The organism is Serratia sp. 4542 (assembly GCF_016805595.1).
Lineage (GTDB): Bacteria > Pseudomonadota > Gammaproteobacteria > Enterobacterales > Enterobacteriaceae > Serratia > Serratia nevei.
In genome coordinates this window covers 144,460-162,287 of sequence record NZ_RXKV01000001.1, presented here as the reverse complement: position 1 = coordinate 162,287, position 17,828 = coordinate 144,460, and the positions used below count along the sequence as shown (strand labels likewise).

Sequence of the window (17,828 nt, the reverse complement as noted above, 5' to 3'; positions counted from 1 at the left end):
ACCCCTATTCTGACGTCGCTACGCCCACTCCCTGACGTTGGCGACGTGCATCAAAACCACATAACCAAATCGGTACTCGCCGGGTTCTTCGCCAATGTGGCGGCCCGAAACACGGCGGGTATATGCCTGTACGTTATGTAAGACCGGGAATTACCCCAATGGTTGAATATAACCTTCGTTATTTTTACCACCTCCCGCCGCACAGCACCACCGGGGGATTGTTACCCCAGGTTATGCCGCGCCACCGGCAACAGATAACGCTCTGTTTCGGCCAGTATTTGCGCCAAGTATTCATTATCCAATTGGCGGAACACTCGCTGCACGTAGGGATCTTCCCCTTCTCCGGGAATGCGCTGATCGCCCTGCCAGGCCTGCAGCAGTTTGGCGCGTGCCTTAATTTGCGCTTCTTCCTCCCAGTCGATTTCCTGCGTTTCCGGCAGATAGCACTGACTTAGCCACGCCCAGCCGCTCTTGTTCAACAACAGCAGCGGCTGACTCAGACCGCGCTGATAGCCCGCCAGCAGTTCCGCCAGCTGCGCCTGTGCCTCTTCTGGCGCCAGCGCGGCAAAGCGCCAGGCGGAATTCTTGCGGCCATACATGCGGCTCTCGCCGGTGCCGCCGGCGCAGCAGTACACCAGGTGCTCCAGCCACAGCAATATGCCGTCCACCGCCGACAGCGTAGCAGGCCGCCAGCGCAGCAGGCCGTCATCCTGCACCTGATGCAGCCAGCCGCTGAGGCGCACGCCGGCGATATCGATATCCAGCTCCAGGCTATGGCTCTCTGCGCGTTCCGCACGCACCTGCTCGGCCAGTTCGCTCATCTCCTCCTGCTGTTTTTGCCAATAGATTTCGCCGAAGGCGCCATAGGGCAAGCCGCCGGCGGCGCGCACCCGCTGGAACAACCGTTCGGGATCGTCGCCGTCTATCAGCGTATTCAGCAGCTGGCTGTTGAACTGGTAACGGCTGAGGTTATCCAGCGTGAAGGGTTCTTCGTCGGGCAGCTCGGTCTCTTCCAGGATAAAACTGACGCCCAGCCGCAGTTGGAAAAATGCGCGAATCGGATGGCGGTAAAATCGCAGCAGCTCATCCAACGATATTTGCTGCAGCGCTTCGGCAGGCAGCGGCTGGTTGAACGCCGGATGCGCCGCACCGCGCCCATCGGCGGCGGGCAGCCACTCGGCGGCATAGCTTTGCGCCTCCGAGCCCGGCAAGAAATTCTCGGCGGCGAACGGCATGCGCGCGTGCCACTTCAGCAAGTGCTCACCAACCCGCCGGGCGCTGTCGTCTGCGCTGAGTTCCTCATCTCCCGGCAGACAATAGCTTTGCTCCAGGTACTCCAGCAGCTCGGTGACCAGCACCGAAGGGTAGCGCGGGCTGTTGTCTTGAATGGAACGGCCGATGAAACTGATATACAGCCGCTGCTGAGCGGACAAAATCGCTTCCAGGAACAGATAGCGGTCGTCATCGCGACGGCTACGGTCGCCGCGTTTGACCTGCTGCGCCATCAGATCGAACCCCAGCGGCGGCAGCGTGCGCGGATACACGCCGTCGTTCATGCCTAGCAGGCACACCACCTTGAACGGAATGGAACGCATCGGCATCAGCGTACAGAAGTTGATTTGCCCGGCGAGGAAGCGCTGGCTGATGCGCTCCTGATCGAGGCGCGCCGCCAGATCGTCGCGCAGAATGGTCAACGGCACCTCGTCGGGATAGCGCGCCGCCAGGCCAAAATTGATGGCCTGCTGCCACTGCTGTTCGATCAGCGCCAGCACAACTTCGGTGTCGCTGTCCGCAGCGAAGAAGGCATCCAGCAGTTGCCGGCACAGCGGCAGCCACGCTTCGAGCGGGCGCGCTTCGCTCAAGATTTGCCGCCAGTGGCTGAGCTGCGCCAGCAGATCCGCCAACTGCCCCGCCAACTCGGCGACCAATCCGCTCGATTCGTCATAAGGTAAAATGCCCTGCCAATCGCCGGCATTGCTGTCCATCGCGTAGCCGAGCAGCATGCGCGTAATGCCGAAGCGCCAGGTATGCTGGCCGGTGGCGGGCAGATCCAGTTCGCGCACGTTATCGTCGTCCAGGCCCCAGCGCACGCCGGATTCACCGACCCAATGACGCAACAGGCGTAGCCCCTCTTCGCCAATGGCGAAACGGGCGGCCAGGGCCGGCACCTCCAGCAGCGCCAGTACCTGTTCCGAGGTAAAGCGGCTTTGCGGCAGATCGAGCAGTGAAATGAACGCCTGCAGCGCCGGATGTGCCTGGCGCGCTTTACGGTCGGAAATGGCGAACGGCAGGTAGCGCTCGGCGGGGGCATTGCCGAACACCGCCTGAATGTAAGGCGTGTAGCTGTCGATATCCGCCACCATCACGATGATATCGCGCGGCGTCAACGACGGATCCTGCGCCAGCATGCTCAGCAGTTGATCGTGCAAAACCTCCACTTCCCGCTGCGGGCTGTGGCAGGCATGCAGGCTGAGGGAGCGGTCGTTCTCATCAAGCGGACGTTTGCTGAAGCTGCTTTCCAGCGTTTCCGCGGTAATACCGATTACCGCATGGTCTTCCAGCTCCAGCATATCGCGCTGAACGGCGTGCAGCATGGTATCGGCCGGGATATCGACAAAGGCGTCGACCTCTTGCGCCCCTTCCATCTGCGACAGCAGATAGAGGTGATCGCGCCCCAGCTTGCCCCAGGAGGCCAGCAGCGGGTTACTGAGCTGCTGCTGGCCTTCGGCGTCAAACAGGCGCGCCGCGTCATCCGGCTCGCGGAACAGCCCCTGCTCACGAGCCTGGTGGTAGTGACGGCGCTTGCGGCTCTGCAAGCGAGCCAAGAAAGCGTAATCCTGAATGTCGCCCCAGTAATAGCGACAGGGGTTGGTGAACATCAGGTGGATATCGATATGCCGCCCCAGCGCCTGCAGCGCCTCCAAATAGACCGGCGGCAACGCCGAGATGCCGCAGATAAACACCCGCGGCGGCAAACCGGGCGGGCACGTTTTTGCCTGCTCCAGCGCGAGGATAAAGCGGCTGTACAGATTGGCACGGTGCCATTCCGGCTGCCCCAGCTCTTGCGTGTACTCCACCAATCGCGCCCAGAGCGGCGCCTGCCATTGCTGAGCTTCCGCCAGACCGTCGATGCGCTCACCGCGCTGCCAGCTCTCCAACCACTGCGGGCGATAAACCAAATACTGGTCGAACAGGTCGGCGACCCGGCCGGCCAACTGGTGGATCTTGCGCTTGTCGCCGTCATCGGTCAGATAGTGCTGCAGTGGCGCAAACGCCGGCTGGGTCAGCATCTCCGGCAGCAACCACATCAGCTTCCAGGTCATCGCGTCCTTGCTGAAGGCGCTCTCTTTCGGGATATCCGGCAACACCCGGGTGAACATGTCCCAAATAAAGGTCGCCGGCAGCGGAAACGCAACATTGGCGGCGATGCCGAACTGTTCCGCCAGCTGCATCTGCAGCCATTGCGCCATGCCGGGGCTCTGCACCAGCACCACTTCCGGTTGAAAAGGATCGGCCAACGGATCTCTGGCTATCAGCGCGCTGGTCAGCGTTTTCAACAAATCCAGCTGATTGGAATGATAAACCGTGAACATCAAGGCTCCTTTAAAACAAAAGACATACCGGCTTAAAAGCGGGTGCAATACCAGCGGCTCAGCGTTGCCCACTGCCGCTGCGGCGTTTGGATCCTGACCGTCAATCGGCGGCAATCACTCTCCGCATCATCAATCGCCGTCTCGCGTCGCCACCCTTCCGGCAGCGGTTCAGCCTCGAGCCGCCCGGTGACGGCAAACGCCTCCAGCTGCTGATGCGCCAGCCCCCAGGCTTGCCGGTAGTGCCACTGGCGCTGAAACGACTGCAACAGCACCTGATGATACTGTAACAAGCCCAGCAGCGACACCGTGAACAGCAAGGCCGCCACCAACACTTCCGGCAGGCTGAAGCCGTTGCGGGATATCCGCCCAGCCCGAGTGTTAACCGTCACAGTCGGCCAGCCTTTTCTCGGGGCAAAAATCCAGCCGACCGCCCGGCTGTGCTTGCACCTTGCCAGCGGCCTCCGCACCGTTAAAAGTGCCCCATTGATACAGCCAAAGCGGTTCACCGCCGCGCATCTCGCCAAGGCCGCGTACCGTCACAACGCCCGCTCTGGCAGACAGCCGAGCGCAGGCCGTCAGCTCCGCGCGTTGCCTGCATAACCAGGCCGCCGCACTCAGCTCAGCGCGTGGCCAGCGCTGGCTCATACCCCAACTCAGCGCCGAAGCGGCCTGATTGTAAGCCTGAAGGTAACGCTGCTGATCGGCAGCCAGTAACAGCGCGTTATCCAACTGCCGATGCTGAGCGTTAAGCAACATCAGCCCGAGCGCCAGCAGCAGCATCACCGCCGCCAGGGTGCTACCGCCTCGCTGGGTGCGCCGGTTCATCATGGCAGCGCCGCCATTTCGACGCTCCCGCTCAGGCTGCGCCCGATACGCGCATCGCTGGCGGAGCGCCCCGCCAGCGTCAGGCGAGCCAAGGTCGCGCCGTGATTGCCCCGCTCTATCGCCACATGAAACCGCTCAATGCGCACCTCGTCATGGTCGAGTAGCCGCTCCCAGCCACCGCCATCGCATTGGCTCACGCCGCGCTGCCCTTCCAAGCCGCCATTGCGCAGCCGGTAACCGAAATAGCCTGCATCCTCGCCCGAAGTGAGCCATTGCCCGCTGCGAGCAATGTCGTAGGCAACGATAACGCAGCTGCCCGCCGCTTCTCCCGCAGCCTGGCCGATCAGCAGCGGCCGGCCGGCGCACTGCCCGGCGCAAAAACCGGCGCGGCGCAGATCTTTCTCAATGCCGAACGCCAACTGCCGCAGCGTTGACTCCAGCCGAAAGTGCTGGCCGACGGCCACGCTTTGCTGGCGCAACAGCGGGTAAGTTTTCGCCGCGCCGAGCGCGATTACGCTGCCGAAGACCAACGCCAACATCACCTCCGGCAAGGTAAAACCGCGTTCTGGAGTCAACATAGCGCCATGCCCCTGAGCCGCTGCCCTTCGCTGCACAAACGCAGCCGCCCACGGGCGGACAGCACCAGCCGCAGGCTGCCTGCGTCGTTGCTGAGAAGGATGTGCCCCGCCTGCGCGGTATTGCGCAAACCGTAAAACCCAATCTCTTTGCCGGTGTAGCCGCTCAGCGCAACGTCGCGATAAGACGGCGAGAAGGCAGAGCCTTCGGCGGAAGCGCAATCCGGCGGCGGCACGCCACCGCCCAAACACCAGGGCGTGCCGTTCTTGAACCACAGCAGCGTCGTGCGGTTACGCCAGTTGGCGTCCGCCTGCAAGCGCAGCAGAAACGCCAGCAGCTGTTGGGCCGTGTGTTCCAGCCGCAGCGCTTGCTGATGATAGCGCCATTGCCCGACGCCCCAGCCGGTAAGCATGGCGGCGATCAATATCGCCGCCAACAGCTCAATCAACGTCATGCCACGCTGGCGATCATCAATGTTCGAGAGAGTATTGTCGTTCATGCCGCCAGTGTAAGGGCCGTAACAACGAGGTAAAGCCGCATGCGCAAGCGCTGCGGCAAGCTGCGCAATGTTTCCTCTACGACGGCAGGCGGCGACAAAAAAATGCGGCGCGGTGCGCAATGCGGATAAAAAAAGGGGCGCAATCGCTGCGCCCCTGATGTGATGCGGTTAAGGTCAGATCGCGACCGGCGCCTTGATGGCCGGATGCGGATCGTAACCTTCGATCTCGAAGTCTTCGAAACGGTAATCGAACAGCGAAGCCGGCTTGCGTTTGATCACCAGTTTCGGCAACGGACGCGGTTCACGCGTCAGCTGCAGCTGAGTCTGTTCCATGTGGTTGCTGTACAGGTGGGTATCGCCGCCGGTCCAGACGAAATCGCCCACTTCCAGATCGCACTGCTGCGCCATCATGTGCACCAACAGCGCGTAGCTGGCGATGTTGAACGGCAGGCCGAGGAAGACATCGCAGGAGCGCTGGTACAGCTGGCAAGAGAGCTTGCCGTCCGCTACGTAGAACTGGAAGAACGCGTGGCACGGCGCCAACGCCATCTGATCCAGCTCGCCGACGTTCCAGGCGGAAACGATGATGCGGCGCGAATCCGGATCCTGCTTCAGCTGTTGGAGCACGTTGCTCAGCTGATCGATCTGACGGCCGTCCGCTGCGCCCCAGGCGCGCCACTGTTTGCCGTACACCGGGCCGAGATCGCCGTTTTCATCGGCCCACTCGTCCCAAATGGTGACCTTGTTGTCACGCAGGTAGGCGATGTTGGTATCGCCGTTCAGGAACCATAACAGCTCATGAATGATCGAACGCAGATGACATTTCTTGGTGGTCACCAACGGGAAACCTTCCTGCAAATTGAAACGCATCTGGTGGCCGAAAATCGACAACGTGCCAGTGCCGGTACGGTCGGCTTTAGGGGTGCCCTCGGCGAGCACCTTGTTCATCAAATCCAGATACTGTTTCATTTGTCCCTCACGACAGTTGTTGCTGCGGGCGACGACGGTACGCCCAAATCATCATAATAACACCGGCCACCACCATCGGGATGGACAGGATCTGCCCCATGCTGATCACGCCGTCGAACAAGCCAAGCTGGGCATCCGGCTGGCGGAACGCCTCAACGATGATGCGGAATGCGCCATAACCGATCAGGAACAGGCCCGATACGGCGCCCATCGGCCGCGGCTTGCGAATAAACAGGTTCAGAATGATAAACAGCACCACGCCTTCCAGCAGCAGTTCATACAGCTGCGACGGGTGGCGCGGCAGTACGCCGTACTGGTTCAGCAGCGGCAGCAGAGAAGGATCGGCGGCGGCGAGGGCCACGTCTTCGCTGCGCGAGCTTGGGAACAGCATTGCCCAAGGGGTATCGGTGGTCACGCGGCCCCACAGTTCACCGTTGATGAAGTTGCCGAGGCGGCCGGCACCCAGACCGAATGGGATCAGTGGCGCGATAAAATCGGAAACCTGGAAGAAGGTGCGTTTGGTGCGGCGAGCGAACCAGAACATCACCAGAATCACCCCCATCAAGCCGCCGTGGAACGACATGCCGCCATCCCAGACCTTGAACAGATAGAGCGGGTTATCCAGGAACAGCGGCAAGTTGTAGAACAGCACATAGCCTACGCGGCCGCCGACGAATACGCCCAGGAAACCGGCGTAGAGCAGGTTTTCAACTTCGTCTTTGGTCCAGCCGCTGCCCGGCTTGTTGGCGCGGCGCACCGCCAGCCACATGGCAAAAACGAAACCGACCAGGTACATCAGGCCGTACCAATGCAAAGAAACCGGGCCAATGGAGAAAATGACCGGATCAAATTTAGGAAACGCCAGATAGCTATTGCTCATCTATCACCACAACATGTCTGTTATTTTTCCCCATGCGGGGGCGGCAGGTGCCAAGCGGCGACGGAGATTATCCCGCGCCTTGCAAACGGCAGCGTTAGCCGCTGTGGTGTGCAAGGCGACGAGCATGCGCCGCGCTGAGGTTGCGCATCATAACATAGGCTTAGCGCGGTCCGGTCCGGCAGGGCGGGAAAAGTTCTGTAAAAAATCACACCGCACGGCGGCTATCGGCCCCCGCGGATCAGCCCGCCCATGCCGCGCCGCTCCATAAACGCCGCCACCAGATGGCGCACTTCGGTGGTCATCTGAGTGTTCAACACCCGCTGCGCCAGCACTTCGGCGTCGGCAAGGTCGATATGCCGCAGCAGGTACTTGATGCGCGCCACGCTGCGGCCGTTCATGCTCAGATTACGATAGCCCATACCCACCAGCAACAGCGCGCCCATGGGATCGCCGGCCAGCTCACCGCAGAGGCTAAGCTGCAACCCGGCTGCTTTCCCCTGCTCGGCAATCAATCTCAGCACCTGCAACATCGCGGGATGCAAACTGTCGTACAACGAGGCGACCCGGGTGTTGTTGCGATCCACCGCCAGCAGGTACTGCGTCAAGTCGTTAGTGCCGACCGAGATGAAATCAACGCGCCCGGCCAGATGCGGGATCAGGAAAATCATCGACGGCACTTCCAGCATCACGCCGATTTTCGGTTTCGGGATCGCGTAGCCGAGCACTTCTTCCACCTCGCGCCCGGCGCGGTCAATCAGGCGTTTAGCCTCGTCGACCTCTTCCAGGCTGGTGACCATCGGCAGCAGAATGCCCAGGTTGCCGGTGCCGGCGTTGGCACGCAGCATCGCGCGCACCTGAATCAAAAAGATCTCCGGCTGATCCAAGGTAATACGGATGCCGCGCCAGCCCAGGCAAGGGTTCTCTTCGCTGATCGGCATATAAGGCAGTTGCTTGTCGGCGCCGATGTCCAGGGTGCGCAGCGTGACCGGCTTGCTCGGGTAAAGCTGCAGCATGCCCTGGTACTGCGCGACCTGCTCCTCTTCGGAAGGGAAGCCGCTTTGCAGCATGAACGGGATTTCGGTGCGGTATAGCCCCACGCCATCCACCCGGCCGCCCAACAGCTGTTCATGTTCCGGGCTGAGGCCGGCATTCAGCATCACCTGAATGCGCTCGCCGCTTTTCAACTGCGCCGGCTGCTCGACGTCGTCTTCCGCCAGCTTGCTCAGCTCCAGCTCTTCGCTGATCAGCCGTTGATATTCCTGCACCAGTACCGGCTCAGGATCGACCAGCAGTTCACCGCGATAACCGTCGACGATCAGCAGCCGCTGGCTGAGCAGAGAAGGCTGGATGTCGGCGCCCATCACCGTCGGCACCCCCATCGCCCGCACCAGAATCGCCGCATGCGAGTTAGCGGCACCGTCGCGCACCACCACGCCGACCAGACGATCCTGCGGCACTTCGGCCAGCAATGTCGCGGTCAGTTCATCCGCCACCAGCACAAAACGCGCCGGCCACTGGGTGGCACCCTGGGTGGTGTCGTCGAGGTGGAACAGCAGACGCTGGCCCAGCGCGCGCAGGTCGCTGCCGCGCTCGCGCATGTAGGTGTCCTGCAGTTTGGCGAACTGCTCGGCAAAGGTTTCTATCACCTGTTTCACCGCCCACTCCGCCACCGAACCGTTGTCGATTTCGGCGAACAGTTCGCGCTTGAGACGGGCGTCGTTTAACAGGTGAGAATAAAGATCGAAGATCGCCGCGCTCTCTTTTTGCGAACTGGCGGCAAAACGCTTGCTGAAGCGGCGAAACTCCGCGCCGGCCTCTTCCAGCGCCAGCGTCAGGCGCTCGCGCTCGCTGGCGGTGTCCAGCGTCGACGCGCGGTAAACCTGATCGAGCGAAGGCTGGCTGCTGTCCTGCCACCCTTCCGCCACCGCCACGCCGGGCGAGGCCGCCAGCGCGCGCACGCGCGTTTGGCGATACTGGCCGAAAATGGCGTTGAGCTGCGACTGTGACAGGATCCCGGCCATCTGCGTGGCCAGGGTGACCATGAAAGACTCTTCGCTTTCGTCGAACTGGCGCAGTTCGCGCTGCTGCACCACCAGCACGCCCAGCAGCTGGCGCCGATGAATGATCGGCACCCCGAGGAAGGATCGGAAACGATCCTCTTTCACCTGCGGAACGTATTTGAAACTGGGGTGGCTTTGGGCATCGGCCAGGTTGATAGGCTCGGCCCGGCGGCCGACCAACCCGACGACGCCCTCGTCAAACGCCAATGCGATAGTGCGGCCGCGCGGCTTTTTCAGCCCGCGCGTGGCCATCAGGTAGTAACAGCGGCGATCGTTGTCCGCCAGGTAGATGGAACACACTTCGGTGTCCATCGCCAGACAGGTTTCATTGACCAGCAGATCCAGCGCATCCGTCAGACTGGCCGCCGCGGCCACCTTCTCTACAATTTCTCGCAAGCGCGTGAGCATAGTCGGCTTAACTTAACCTCTCTTTCGGCGATAAGCGGGGGCCTGCCGCGGCGCCGCCTGCTCTTGCATCGGCATCACGGTCACGGCGAATTCTTTCATCACCCGGCGGTAGACGTCGCGTTTGAACGACACCACCTGGCGCACCGGATACCAGAAGCTCACCCAGCGCCAACCGTCGAACTCCGGCGTGCTGCTGCGCTGCATATTGATATCAGCGTCATTGCACAGTAGCTGCAACAAAAACCATTTTTGCTTTTGGCCGATACAAACCGGCTTTGTGTCCCAACGCACCAAACGTTTCGGCAATTTATAGCGCAACCAGTTGCGGGTCGAAGCCAGGATGCGCACATCCTTTTTACTCAGCCCCACTTCTTCGAACAGCTCACGGTACATCGCCTGCTCCGCAGTTTCGCCAGGGTTAATCCCACCTTGGGGAAACTGCCAGGAGTGCTGACCGTAACGGCGGGCCCATAAGACCTGCCCCTGACGATTACAGATTACGATACCAACATTCGGGCGGTAGCCATCATCATCGATCACCGGACTACCTCGATAAGCTTAAATTCGCATAGATGTCCTGATTGTTTCACACAAGCTACAGGCGGTAAACCACTGCTTTACGGCGCTGCGGACCGGATAACATTGGGATAACTCACAGATATAGGCAAAGTTATAAACATACCCCAGCCTTTCGGGCCGGTTTTATTCACTTTTTCTGTGGATAGGTGTGTGCAGAACTCGAGGGATAAGCCGGTACAACTCTTAAACCCCAAAATCCCCCACCGCCCTCAAAAACACATATTTACTTTAAAAGCACATACTTAATTAATACCGCATCATTATGTACAGGGTAAAAATGTGATCTATGCACGGTAAGGATCTTACCCTGGCGAAAGATCCACCAACGCCGTTTTTATCCACAGATTATCCGAGCAAGTTACGCACAAAACGGACAAATTCGTAAAAAACCGCCCGAGTCAAGGCTGTAAATTGAACCAGTGATCGGTAAAAATTTGGGTTATCCCATAAATCTGTGGATAAATAGGTGTAAGATCCTGTTTATTGTCGGTGGCTTCAGGTGAACAAGCCCCGCCAGTGCATTGCCTCCCCCGCAAGGAAATGAAAAAAGTCATGTAAAATCATGCTACTATTATTCTTTTCCCCAGGCGATGACAGTTATCGTTCGTCGTGCATAATTGCAGTACGTTTTTCAACCAAATTCGACAGGCTTGATTTATGGCGTTTTTATCCCCTTTGCCGCCCCCGCCGGAAAATGAACGGCAGCTGTTCGAGCGTGCTCAGGCGCTGGCCGGCGCCAGCTTTGGCGAGCTGGCCGCCCGCGCGCAGCTGCCGATCCCCAAGGATCTGAAGCGCGATAAGGGCTGGGTGGGCATGCTGCTGGAGCTGTACCTCGGCGCCATGGCCGGCAGCAAACCGGAGCAGGACTTTCCCGAACTGGGCATCGAGCTGAAAACCATTCCTGTCGACGCCGCCGGCAAACCGCTGGAAACCACTTTTGTCTGCGTCGCCCCGCTTACCGGCAACAGCGGCGTCACCTGGGCCAGCAGCCACGTTCGCCACAAGTTGGCGCGCGTCTTGTGGATACCGGTAGAAGGCGAACGGCAGATCCCGCTGGCCGAACGCCGCGTCGGCTCGCCGCTGCTGTGGAGCCCGAGCGCCGCAGAAGAAGAGAGTCTGCGCCGCGATTGGGAAGAGTTGATGGATCTGATCGTACTCGGCCACGTAGAGCGCATCACCGCACGCCACGGCGAAGTGCTACAGCTGCGCCCCAAAGCCGCCAACAGCAAGGCGCTCACCGAAGCCATCGGCGAACAGGGGCAACCTATCATGACGCTGCCGCGCGGTTTCTATCTGAAAAAGAGTTTTACCGGCGCGCTGCTGGCAAGACATTTCTCAATCTAAGCGATTTCGTTTAACTCTGGTTTAGCTAACCCTGTCAGCGCCACGATAAACGCGTATAATTCACGCTTTGCATTTATTAAGTATTAAGGTGTGCCGGGCAATGTTCGAATGGATTATGGATCCCAATGCCTGGTTAGCGTTAGGTACGCTAACCATTCTTGAGATCGTACTGGGTATTGATAACATCATTTTTCTGTCGCTGGTGGTGGCCAAGCTGCCCAAAGCGCAACAGAACAAAGCTCGCCGGCTCGGTCTGGCCGCCGCCATGATTATGCGCCTGGCGCTGTTGGCCTCCATCGCCTGGGTGATCCGCTTGACGCACCCGCTGTTTACCGTGTGGGATCACGCCATTTCCGCCCGCGATCTGATCCTGCTGTTGGGGGGGCTGTTCCTGATCTGGAAAGCCAGCAAAGAGATCCACGAAACCATCGAAGGCACGGAGGAAGAGCACCACACCAAGGTGCACAGCTTCTTTGGCGCGATCGTGCAGATCATGCTGCTGGACATTATCTTCAGTTTGGACTCGGTGATTACCGCCGTGGGCCTTTCCGACCATCTGTTCATCATGATGGCGGCAGTGGTGATCGCCGTCGGTGTGATGATGTTCGCCGCCCGGCCGATCGGTGAGTTCGTCAATCGCCATCCGTCGGTGAAAATGCTGGCGCTGGCGTTCCTGATCCTGGTGGGCTTCACGCTGATGCTGGAAAGTTTCCAGGTGCACGTGCCGAAAGGCTACATCTACTTCGCCATGTTCTTCTCGATGTCGGTAGAAGCGCTCAATCTGATGCGCAGCAAGAAAAACCGCTCGCCGGAATAACCCTACCCGGAAGCCGCCATCGGCGGCTTCCATCGCTTCGTTGACCTCTCATTTCACTTTTTCTTATCAGATAAAGACTTATCTGAGACGCCCTTCGCCGAGAGTTTGCTAATCTTGAAATAACAACCTTTTCTGGATAATCGAGGATCCGCAGGATGAAAAAGTGGGTAATGGCAGTGTCTGCGCTGGTGATGGTGGCCGGCCTGGCGGGATGTTCCAGCGACTACGTGATGGCGACCAAAGACGGCAACATGATCCTGACGCAAGGCAAGCCAGAGATCGACAAAGATACTGGCCTCATCAGCTATAAAGACGAGAAAGGCAACCACCGCCAGATCAACGGCGATCAGGTTTCCCAGGTTATCGAACGCTAATCACCGCCCGCCGGCTATCGCCCGCGCGTGCGCGGTAGCCCTCATTCGTGTCCGCACGGAATCCGCTTCCCCCATCTTCACCGCTTGGTTATAGTCAGGAAAGGCGACATCGCCGCCCGACGGACTTTGCGCCGTCTTCTGACATTGGGCTCCTGTTTCACCGGGCCGCGCGGCCCGTCAGCGCTAACAAGAAAGGAAGGCCGTTAATGCAATACCACCGTATTCCCCACAGTTCTTTAGAAGTGAGCGTGCTGGGACTGGGCACCATGACCTTTGGCGAACAGAACACCGAAGCCGACGCCCATGCGCAACTGGACTATGCATTGGCCGCAGGCGTGAACCTGATAGATACCGCCGAACTGTATCCGGTGCCGCCCCGCCCGGAAACCCAGGGCCTGACCGAGAGCTATATCGGCAGCTGGATCAAGGCACGCGGCAATCGTGAAAAAATCGTCCTGGCCAGCAAAGTCTCGGGCCCGGTGCGCGGCACCGACAGCAGCATCCGCCCACAGCAGGCGCTCGATCGCAAAAACATCCGCGCCGCTCTGGACGCCAGCCTCAAGCGGCTGAACACCGATTATCTCGATCTCTACCAATTGCACTGGCCGCAGCGCGCCACCAACTGCTTTGGCAAACTCAACTATCAATACACCGATGACAAAGCTACGGTTACGCTGCTGGAAACGCTGGAGGCGCTGACCGAGCAAGTGCGCGCCGGCAAGATTCGCTATATCGGGGTTTCCAATGAAACGCCCTGGGGCGTGATGCGCTACCTGCAGCTGGCGGAGAAACACGAGCTGCCGCGCATCGTGTCGATTCAAAACCCGTACAGCCTGCTGAACCGCAGCTTTGAGATTGGCCTGGCCGAGATCAGCCAGCACGAAGGGGTGGAACTGCTGGCCTATTCCAGCCTGGCGTTCGGCACCCTGAGCGGCAAATACCTCAACGGCGCTAAACCGGCCGGTGCGCGCAATACGCTGTTCACCCGCTTCAACCGTTATTCAGGACAGCAAACCCAGCTGGCGATCGCCGAGTACGTGGCGCTGGCCAAAAAACACGGGCTGGATCCTTCGCAGATGGCCTTGGCCTTCGTGCGTCAGCAGCCGTTCGTCGCCAGCACCCTGCTGGGCGCCACCACGGTGGAGCAGTTGAAAATCAACCTCGACAGCCTCGATGTGGTATTGGATGAGGACGTGCTGCAGGCGCTGGAAGAAATCCATACCCGGTTTACCATTCCGGCACCTTAATACAGCCGGGGCGCAGCCAGGCTGCGCCCCGTTTTTTACCGCCGCTGCGACCACCACAGCACGCTAATCGCCAACGCAAACACCACGCCAAACCCTACGCCGACGCCCACCACCGGCACGCCCAGCTTCACCACCAGCGAATACAGCGCCAGCATCAGCAACATGGCGGCGTTTTCACCCAGGTTTTGCACCGCGATCGCATTGCCGGCGCCGACCGAATGCTTGCCCCGCTCCTGCAGCAACGCATTGAGCGGCACCACGAAGAAGCCCCCCAGCATGCCGATGATCGCCAGCAAGACATAGGCATTGAGCATGGTGGTTTGCAGCGCGAACACCGCGACCGCGACGCCGATCAGGATCCCGGCCGGCATGCAGCGTTTTACCGTCTTCAGCGTGACGAAGCGCGCGGCAGCGCCGGCCCCCACCACGATACCGACGGCCACCATGGCGTTCAGCAGCGTCGGCGTGGCGTTATCGGCGATGCCGAGCGCCACCGGCACCCACAGCACCAGCAGAAAACGCAGCGTCACGCCGGCCCCCCAGAACAGGCTGGTGCCGATCAAGGAGAAACGCGTCTGCCCATCGCGCCATAACGTGACGCAGGCGGTAAAGAAGCTGTTCGTCATGGCCCGCGGGCGCCAGGAAGCCCCCGGGCGCGCCGCCGCCAGACGCGGAATATACAGGTTGGCGACCACCGCTCCGGCGTAAACCAAGGCGCAGGCCGCCAGCGCCGCGACCACATGCCAGTCCGCCAGAATACCGCCGGCCACCGACCCGGTCAGAATGGCGGCGATGGTCGAGGCCTCCATCAGGCCGTTAGCCTTGACCAGCTTCTCGCCGCTGGTGATCTCGCCCAGAATGCCGTATTTGGCCGGCGAATACGCGGCGGCCCCCACGCCGACCAGGCTGTAACCGAGAAACGGGTTGAACCCAAAGCAGATCACCAACGCCCCTGCCAGCTTCAGGGCGTTGGCGAACATCATCACCCGTCCTTTGGCGAAGCTGTCGGCCACCTGGCCGACAAACGGTGCCAGGATGATGTAGGTGGCGACAAAGGCCATCTGCAGGATCGGCTGGCTCCAGTCCGGATACAGCTGCTGCTTGATCAACGCCAGCGTGGCGAACAGCAGCGCATTGTCGCCGAACGCCGAGAGGAACTGCGCGCTGATGACGGCGATCATGCCGCGTGACAACAAAGGGGATTCGGTCGAAGGATTCATCAGGCACTCTCCGGCTGTTCGGCCATATGACGCAGGGTGACAAAATCGGGTTTGCCGCTGCCGAGCACCGGCAGCGTTTTCAACAGGCGAATATCACGCGGCACCGCCAGCTCCGGGCTGCCCAGCTCGCGCGCCACCCGCAGCAATGCCTCGCGGGTGATGGCGGGATCGGTGGTGAACAGCACCAGCGCCTCGCCTTTACTGCTGTCGCTTTTGGCGGTGGCGGCATGCAGTTTTTCCGGCGACAGCCGCTGCGCCAGCAATTCGACGCTCTCGAGCGACACCATCTCCCCCGCCAGCTTGGCGAAGCGCTTCACGCGGCCGCGAATGGTGCAGTAACCCTGCTCATCCAGGCTGACGATATCGCCGGTGTCGTACCAGCCCGGCTGCAGCACGCCGTTCTCATCTTCCGCCGCCGGCGGCTCCAGCTCGCCGGGGCGCTCAACCCGCAGATAGCCTTTCATGATATTCGGCCCCTTCAGCTGCAGGCGGCCGCCGTTATCGATGCCCGGCACCGCGATCAGGCGCGCCTCCATCTGCGGCATGATGCGGCCAACGGTGCCCACTTTCGTCGCCAGCGGCACGTTAATGGAGACCACCGGCGCGCACTCGGTCACGCCATAGCCTTCCAGGATGCGGATGCCGTATTTGTCCTGGTAGATCTGTTTGGTGCTGTCCGCCAGTTTTTCCGCGCCGGCCACCACGTAGCGCAGGCGGGCGAAATCATACGGATGCGCGAAGCGCGCATAGTTGTTGAGGAAGGTCGCCGTGCCGAACAGCACCGTGCAGTTGCGGTCATACACCAGCTCCGGCACCACGCGATAATGAAGTGGGCTGGGGTAGAGAAAAATGCGGCTGCCGGTGATCAGCGGCGTGAGCAGCCCCACCGTCAGACCGAACGAGTGGAACAGCGGCAGCGACGACATGAAGCGGTCGCGCGGCGTGAAGTCGGCGATGGTGCGAATTTGTTCTACGTTGGCCAGCAGGCTGGCGTGCGAATGCACCACGCCCTTGGGGTGGCCTTCGGAACCGGAAGTGAACAGGATCAGCGCCGCGTCTTCCGGGCGTTGCGGCAACGCCGCGCGCTGCGGCTGCAGCAAATGCCGCAAAATCCACAGCTTGTCCGCCAGCGTGACCGTATCTTTCAAATCTTCCAGATACACCCAGTTGGCCTGCGGCACCTGTTCCGGCAGGTGAGTCAGCTTGCCCTTTTCCAGAAACTGGCGCGAGGTGACGATGGTCTTGATGTCGGCGGCAGTCATCGCGCTGTTCAGACCGTTGGCGCCGGCGGTGTAGTTGAGCATCGCCGGGATGCGGTTGCGCAGCGAAGCGCCGAAGATCGCCGCCGCGGTGATGGTGGCGTTCGGCAACAGCAGCCCGACGTGTTCCCCTTCGGCGGTAAAGCGTTGCAGAATGCGGCTGACGCCCAGCGATTTCTTGATCAACGTCTGGTAACTGTCTTCTTTGAAAGCGATGTCTTCGATACAGGGCTTGCGGCGCCCGTAGCGGTGCTGCGCCGCCAGCAAGGCATGGAACAGCGTCTGCGGTTCGCGCGTATCCATCCGCGCCCGCATCATGATCTGCATCAGCCGATCGCCCGCCAGCGCCCGGCGTTCGCGCGCGCGCGGCGCTTCCGGCATCGGCAGCGTGGTCGGCGGCAAGATGCGGATGCTGATTCGCGGGAACCAGCGGATCTTGAATACCCCGGCCATGCGGCCGAACCGGCTGAATTCGGGGCCGTCGATCCGCACCGGCACCACGGTGGCGCCCGATTTGGCGGCGATAAACGCCGCGCCGTCGTAGATTTTCATCAGCGCGCCGGTCACGGTGATACGCCCTTCAGGGAACACCACGATCGGCCGCCCCTGCTCGACCATCCGCACCAGTTGCTTAATGGCCATCGGCTTGGTGGGATCGAGCGAGACGAAATCGATGTAAGGCCGCAGCCAGCGCATAAACCAGCTTTCGCCGATGCTGGCGTAAACCGCAAACACCGGTTTAATCGGCAGGAACAGCGCCAGCAGTACGCCGTCGAGGAAAGAGACGTGGTTCGGCGTAATCAGCAGTTTTTGCCGATCGAAGTGCTGGACGTCCCCTTCGACCCGAACCCGAAACAGCAGGCGAAACAGCGCGCGCAGCAGTGAAAAGATCATGCCCTTCTCCCTTGGCCATGGAGGCGTAAATCGTTGTAGGGAAAAGAATACTATATGGCGGGCAAAAAAAAACCTACGCATCCGCGTAGGTTGGTGCAATTGAAAATGGCTTCAACATACAGAGTATGCTGATTTCTCACCAATCAATACCTCTGGGATCACCTACTCTAGAGAGATGGCGTGCAGGAAACTACCGGCGAATCGCAAGAGTTCTGCTCCAAATGCAACCAGCTGTAAATTTCCCGCGATCTGCTGTAATAACTCAATGAAACTTAAACCTTCCC

The 17,828-nt window shown here is 60.4% G+C and carries 15 protein-coding genes; 4 read left to right on the top strand and 11 right to left on the bottom strand.

What is annotated here, in order from left to right:
* Positions 1-221 precede the first annotated feature (221 nt).
* The 9 genes from recC to rppH form a co-directional block, all read right to left on the bottom strand.
* Positions 222-3,593 carry an exodeoxyribonuclease V subunit gamma gene (recC, locus tag EKL15_RS00755; RefSeq protein ID WP_100396817.1) on the bottom strand — a complete coding sequence of 1,124 codons (3,372 nt, stop codon included), beginning with the start codon at positions 3,591-3,593 and terminating at the stop codon, positions 222-224.
* Between the two features lie 32 nt (positions 3,594-3,625).
* Positions 3,626-3,982: a prepilin-type N-terminal cleavage/methylation domain-containing protein gene (locus EKL15_RS00750; RefSeq protein WP_100396818.1), complete on the bottom strand. Its 357-nt coding sequence runs from the start codon at positions 3,980-3,982 to the stop codon at positions 3,626-3,628.
* On the bottom strand, positions 3,972-4,418 hold the full coding sequence (locus EKL15_RS00745) for a YgdB family protein (RefSeq protein ID WP_087763673.1): 447 nt from the start codon (positions 4,416-4,418) through the stop codon (positions 3,972-3,974). Before EKL15_RS00745 ends, EKL15_RS00750 begins: the two co-directional genes overlap by 11 nt.
* Positions 4,418-4,996 (bottom strand): prepilin peptidase-dependent protein, encoded by a 579-nt coding sequence (locus tag EKL15_RS00740; protein WP_060423012.1) that lies wholly within the window; start codon positions 4,994-4,996, stop codon positions 4,418-4,420. Before EKL15_RS00740 ends, EKL15_RS00745 begins: the two co-directional genes overlap by 1 nt.
* A complete protein-coding gene (locus tag EKL15_RS00735) occupies positions 4,990-5,493 on the bottom strand; it encodes a prepilin peptidase-dependent protein (protein WP_060423010.1) in 504 nt (167 codons plus the stop codon). Before EKL15_RS00735 ends, EKL15_RS00740 begins: the two co-directional genes overlap by 7 nt.
* Before the next feature lie 174 nt (positions 5,494-5,667).
* Positions 5,668-6,462 (bottom strand): thymidylate synthase, encoded by a 795-nt coding sequence (gene thyA / locus EKL15_RS00730; protein ID WP_016929918.1) that lies wholly within the window; start codon positions 6,460-6,462, stop codon positions 5,668-5,670.
* A 7-nt stretch (positions 6,463-6,469) separates the two neighbouring features.
* Positions 6,470-7,342 carry a prolipoprotein diacylglyceryl transferase gene (lgt, locus tag EKL15_RS00725; RefSeq protein ID WP_015378920.1) on the bottom strand — a complete coding sequence of 291 codons (873 nt, stop codon included), beginning with the start codon at positions 7,340-7,342 and terminating at the stop codon, positions 6,470-6,472.
* A 221-nt stretch (positions 7,343-7,563) separates the two neighbouring features.
* Positions 7,564-9,810: a phosphoenolpyruvate--protein phosphotransferase gene (ptsP, locus tag EKL15_RS00720; protein WP_038878700.1), complete on the bottom strand. Its 2,247-nt coding sequence runs from the start codon at positions 9,808-9,810 to the stop codon at positions 7,564-7,566.
* Between the two features lie 12 nt (positions 9,811-9,822).
* Positions 9,823-10,350, bottom strand: a complete 528-nt coding sequence (gene rppH / locus EKL15_RS00715; RefSeq protein ID WP_004931849.1) for an RNA pyrophosphohydrolase — start codon at positions 10,348-10,350, stop codon at positions 9,823-9,825.
* Between the two features lie 696 nt (positions 10,351-11,046).
* Between rppH and mutH the strand changes: the two genes are divergently transcribed.
* From mutH to EKL15_RS00695, 4 genes are all read left to right on the top strand, one after another.
* Positions 11,047-11,733 carry a DNA mismatch repair endonuclease MutH gene (gene mutH, locus EKL15_RS00710; RefSeq protein ID WP_038878695.1) on the top strand — a complete coding sequence of 229 codons (687 nt, stop codon included), beginning with the start codon at positions 11,047-11,049 and terminating at the stop codon, positions 11,731-11,733.
* A gap of 100 nt (positions 11,734-11,833) precedes the next feature.
* Complete coding sequence (locus EKL15_RS00705; protein ID WP_049273516.1) at positions 11,834-12,550, top strand: TerC family protein; 717 nt, start codon at positions 11,834-11,836, stop codon at positions 12,548-12,550.
* 155 nt (positions 12,551-12,705) lie between these two features.
* Positions 12,706-12,924: a YgdI/YgdR family lipoprotein gene (locus EKL15_RS00700; RefSeq protein ID WP_038878690.1), complete on the top strand. Its 219-nt coding sequence runs from the start codon at positions 12,706-12,708 to the stop codon at positions 12,922-12,924.
* Positions 12,925-13,130: 206 nt separating this feature from the next.
* Positions 13,131-14,171 (top strand): NADP(H)-dependent aldo-keto reductase, encoded by a 1,041-nt coding sequence (locus EKL15_RS00695; protein WP_100396820.1) that lies wholly within the window; start codon positions 13,131-13,133, stop codon positions 14,169-14,171.
* 35 nt (positions 14,172-14,206) lie between these two features.
* Here the strand turns inward: EKL15_RS00695 and lplT are convergent, their stop codons facing one another.
* Entirely contained in the window at positions 14,207-15,391 is a 1,185-nt protein-coding gene (gene lplT / locus EKL15_RS00690) for a lysophospholipid transporter LplT (RefSeq protein ID WP_049202156.1), read from the bottom strand.
* Positions 15,391-17,544 (bottom strand): bifunctional acyl-ACP--phospholipid O-acyltransferase/long-chain-fatty-acid--ACP ligase, encoded by a 2,154-nt coding sequence (gene aas / locus EKL15_RS00685; RefSeq protein ID WP_084827217.1) that lies wholly within the window; start codon positions 17,542-17,544, stop codon positions 15,391-15,393. Before aas ends, lplT begins: the two co-directional genes overlap by 1 nt.
* Between the last annotated feature and the right edge of the window lie 284 nt (positions 17,545-17,828).

Coding starts and splice junctions, on each gene's coding strand:
- recC (WP_100396817.1), bottom strand. CDS start 3,593: ATGTTCACGGTTTATCATTCCAATCAGCTGGATTTGTTGAAAACGCTG.
- EKL15_RS00745 (WP_087763673.1), bottom strand. CDS start 4,418: ATGAACCGGCGCACCCAGCGAGGCGGTAGCACCCTGGCGGCGGTGATG.
- EKL15_RS00740 (WP_060423012.1), bottom strand. CDS start 4,996: ATGTTGACTCCAGAACGCGGTTTTACCTTGCCGGAGGTGATGTTGGCG.
- EKL15_RS00735 (WP_060423010.1), bottom strand. CDS start 5,493: ATGAACGACAATACTCTCTCGAACATTGATGATCGCCAGCGTGGCATG.
- thyA (WP_016929918.1), bottom strand. CDS start 6,462: ATGAAACAGTATCTGGATTTGATGAACAAGGTGCTCGCCGAGGGCACC.
- lgt (WP_015378920.1), bottom strand. CDS start 7,342: ATGAGCAATAGCTATCTGGCGTTTCCTAAATTTGATCCGGTCATTTTC.
- ptsP (WP_038878700.1), bottom strand. CDS start 9,810: ATGCTCACGCGCTTGCGAGAAATTGTAGAGAAGGTGGCCGCGGCGGCC.
- mutH (WP_038878695.1), top strand. CDS start 11,047: ATGGCGTTTTTATCCCCTTTGCCGCCCCCGCCGGAAAATGAACGGCAG.
- EKL15_RS00705 (WP_049273516.1), top strand. CDS start 11,834: ATGTTCGAATGGATTATGGATCCCAATGCCTGGTTAGCGTTAGGTACG.
- EKL15_RS00700 (WP_038878690.1), top strand. CDS start 12,706: ATGAAAAAGTGGGTAATGGCAGTGTCTGCGCTGGTGATGGTGGCCGGC.
- EKL15_RS00695 (WP_100396820.1), top strand. CDS start 13,131: ATGCAATACCACCGTATTCCCCACAGTTCTTTAGAAGTGAGCGTGCTG.
- lplT (WP_049202156.1), bottom strand. CDS start 15,391: ATGAATCCTTCGACCGAATCCCCTTTGTTGTCACGCGGCATGATCGCC.
- aas (WP_084827217.1), bottom strand. CDS start 17,544: ATGATCTTTTCACTGCTGCGCGCGCTGTTTCGCCTGCTGTTTCGGGTT.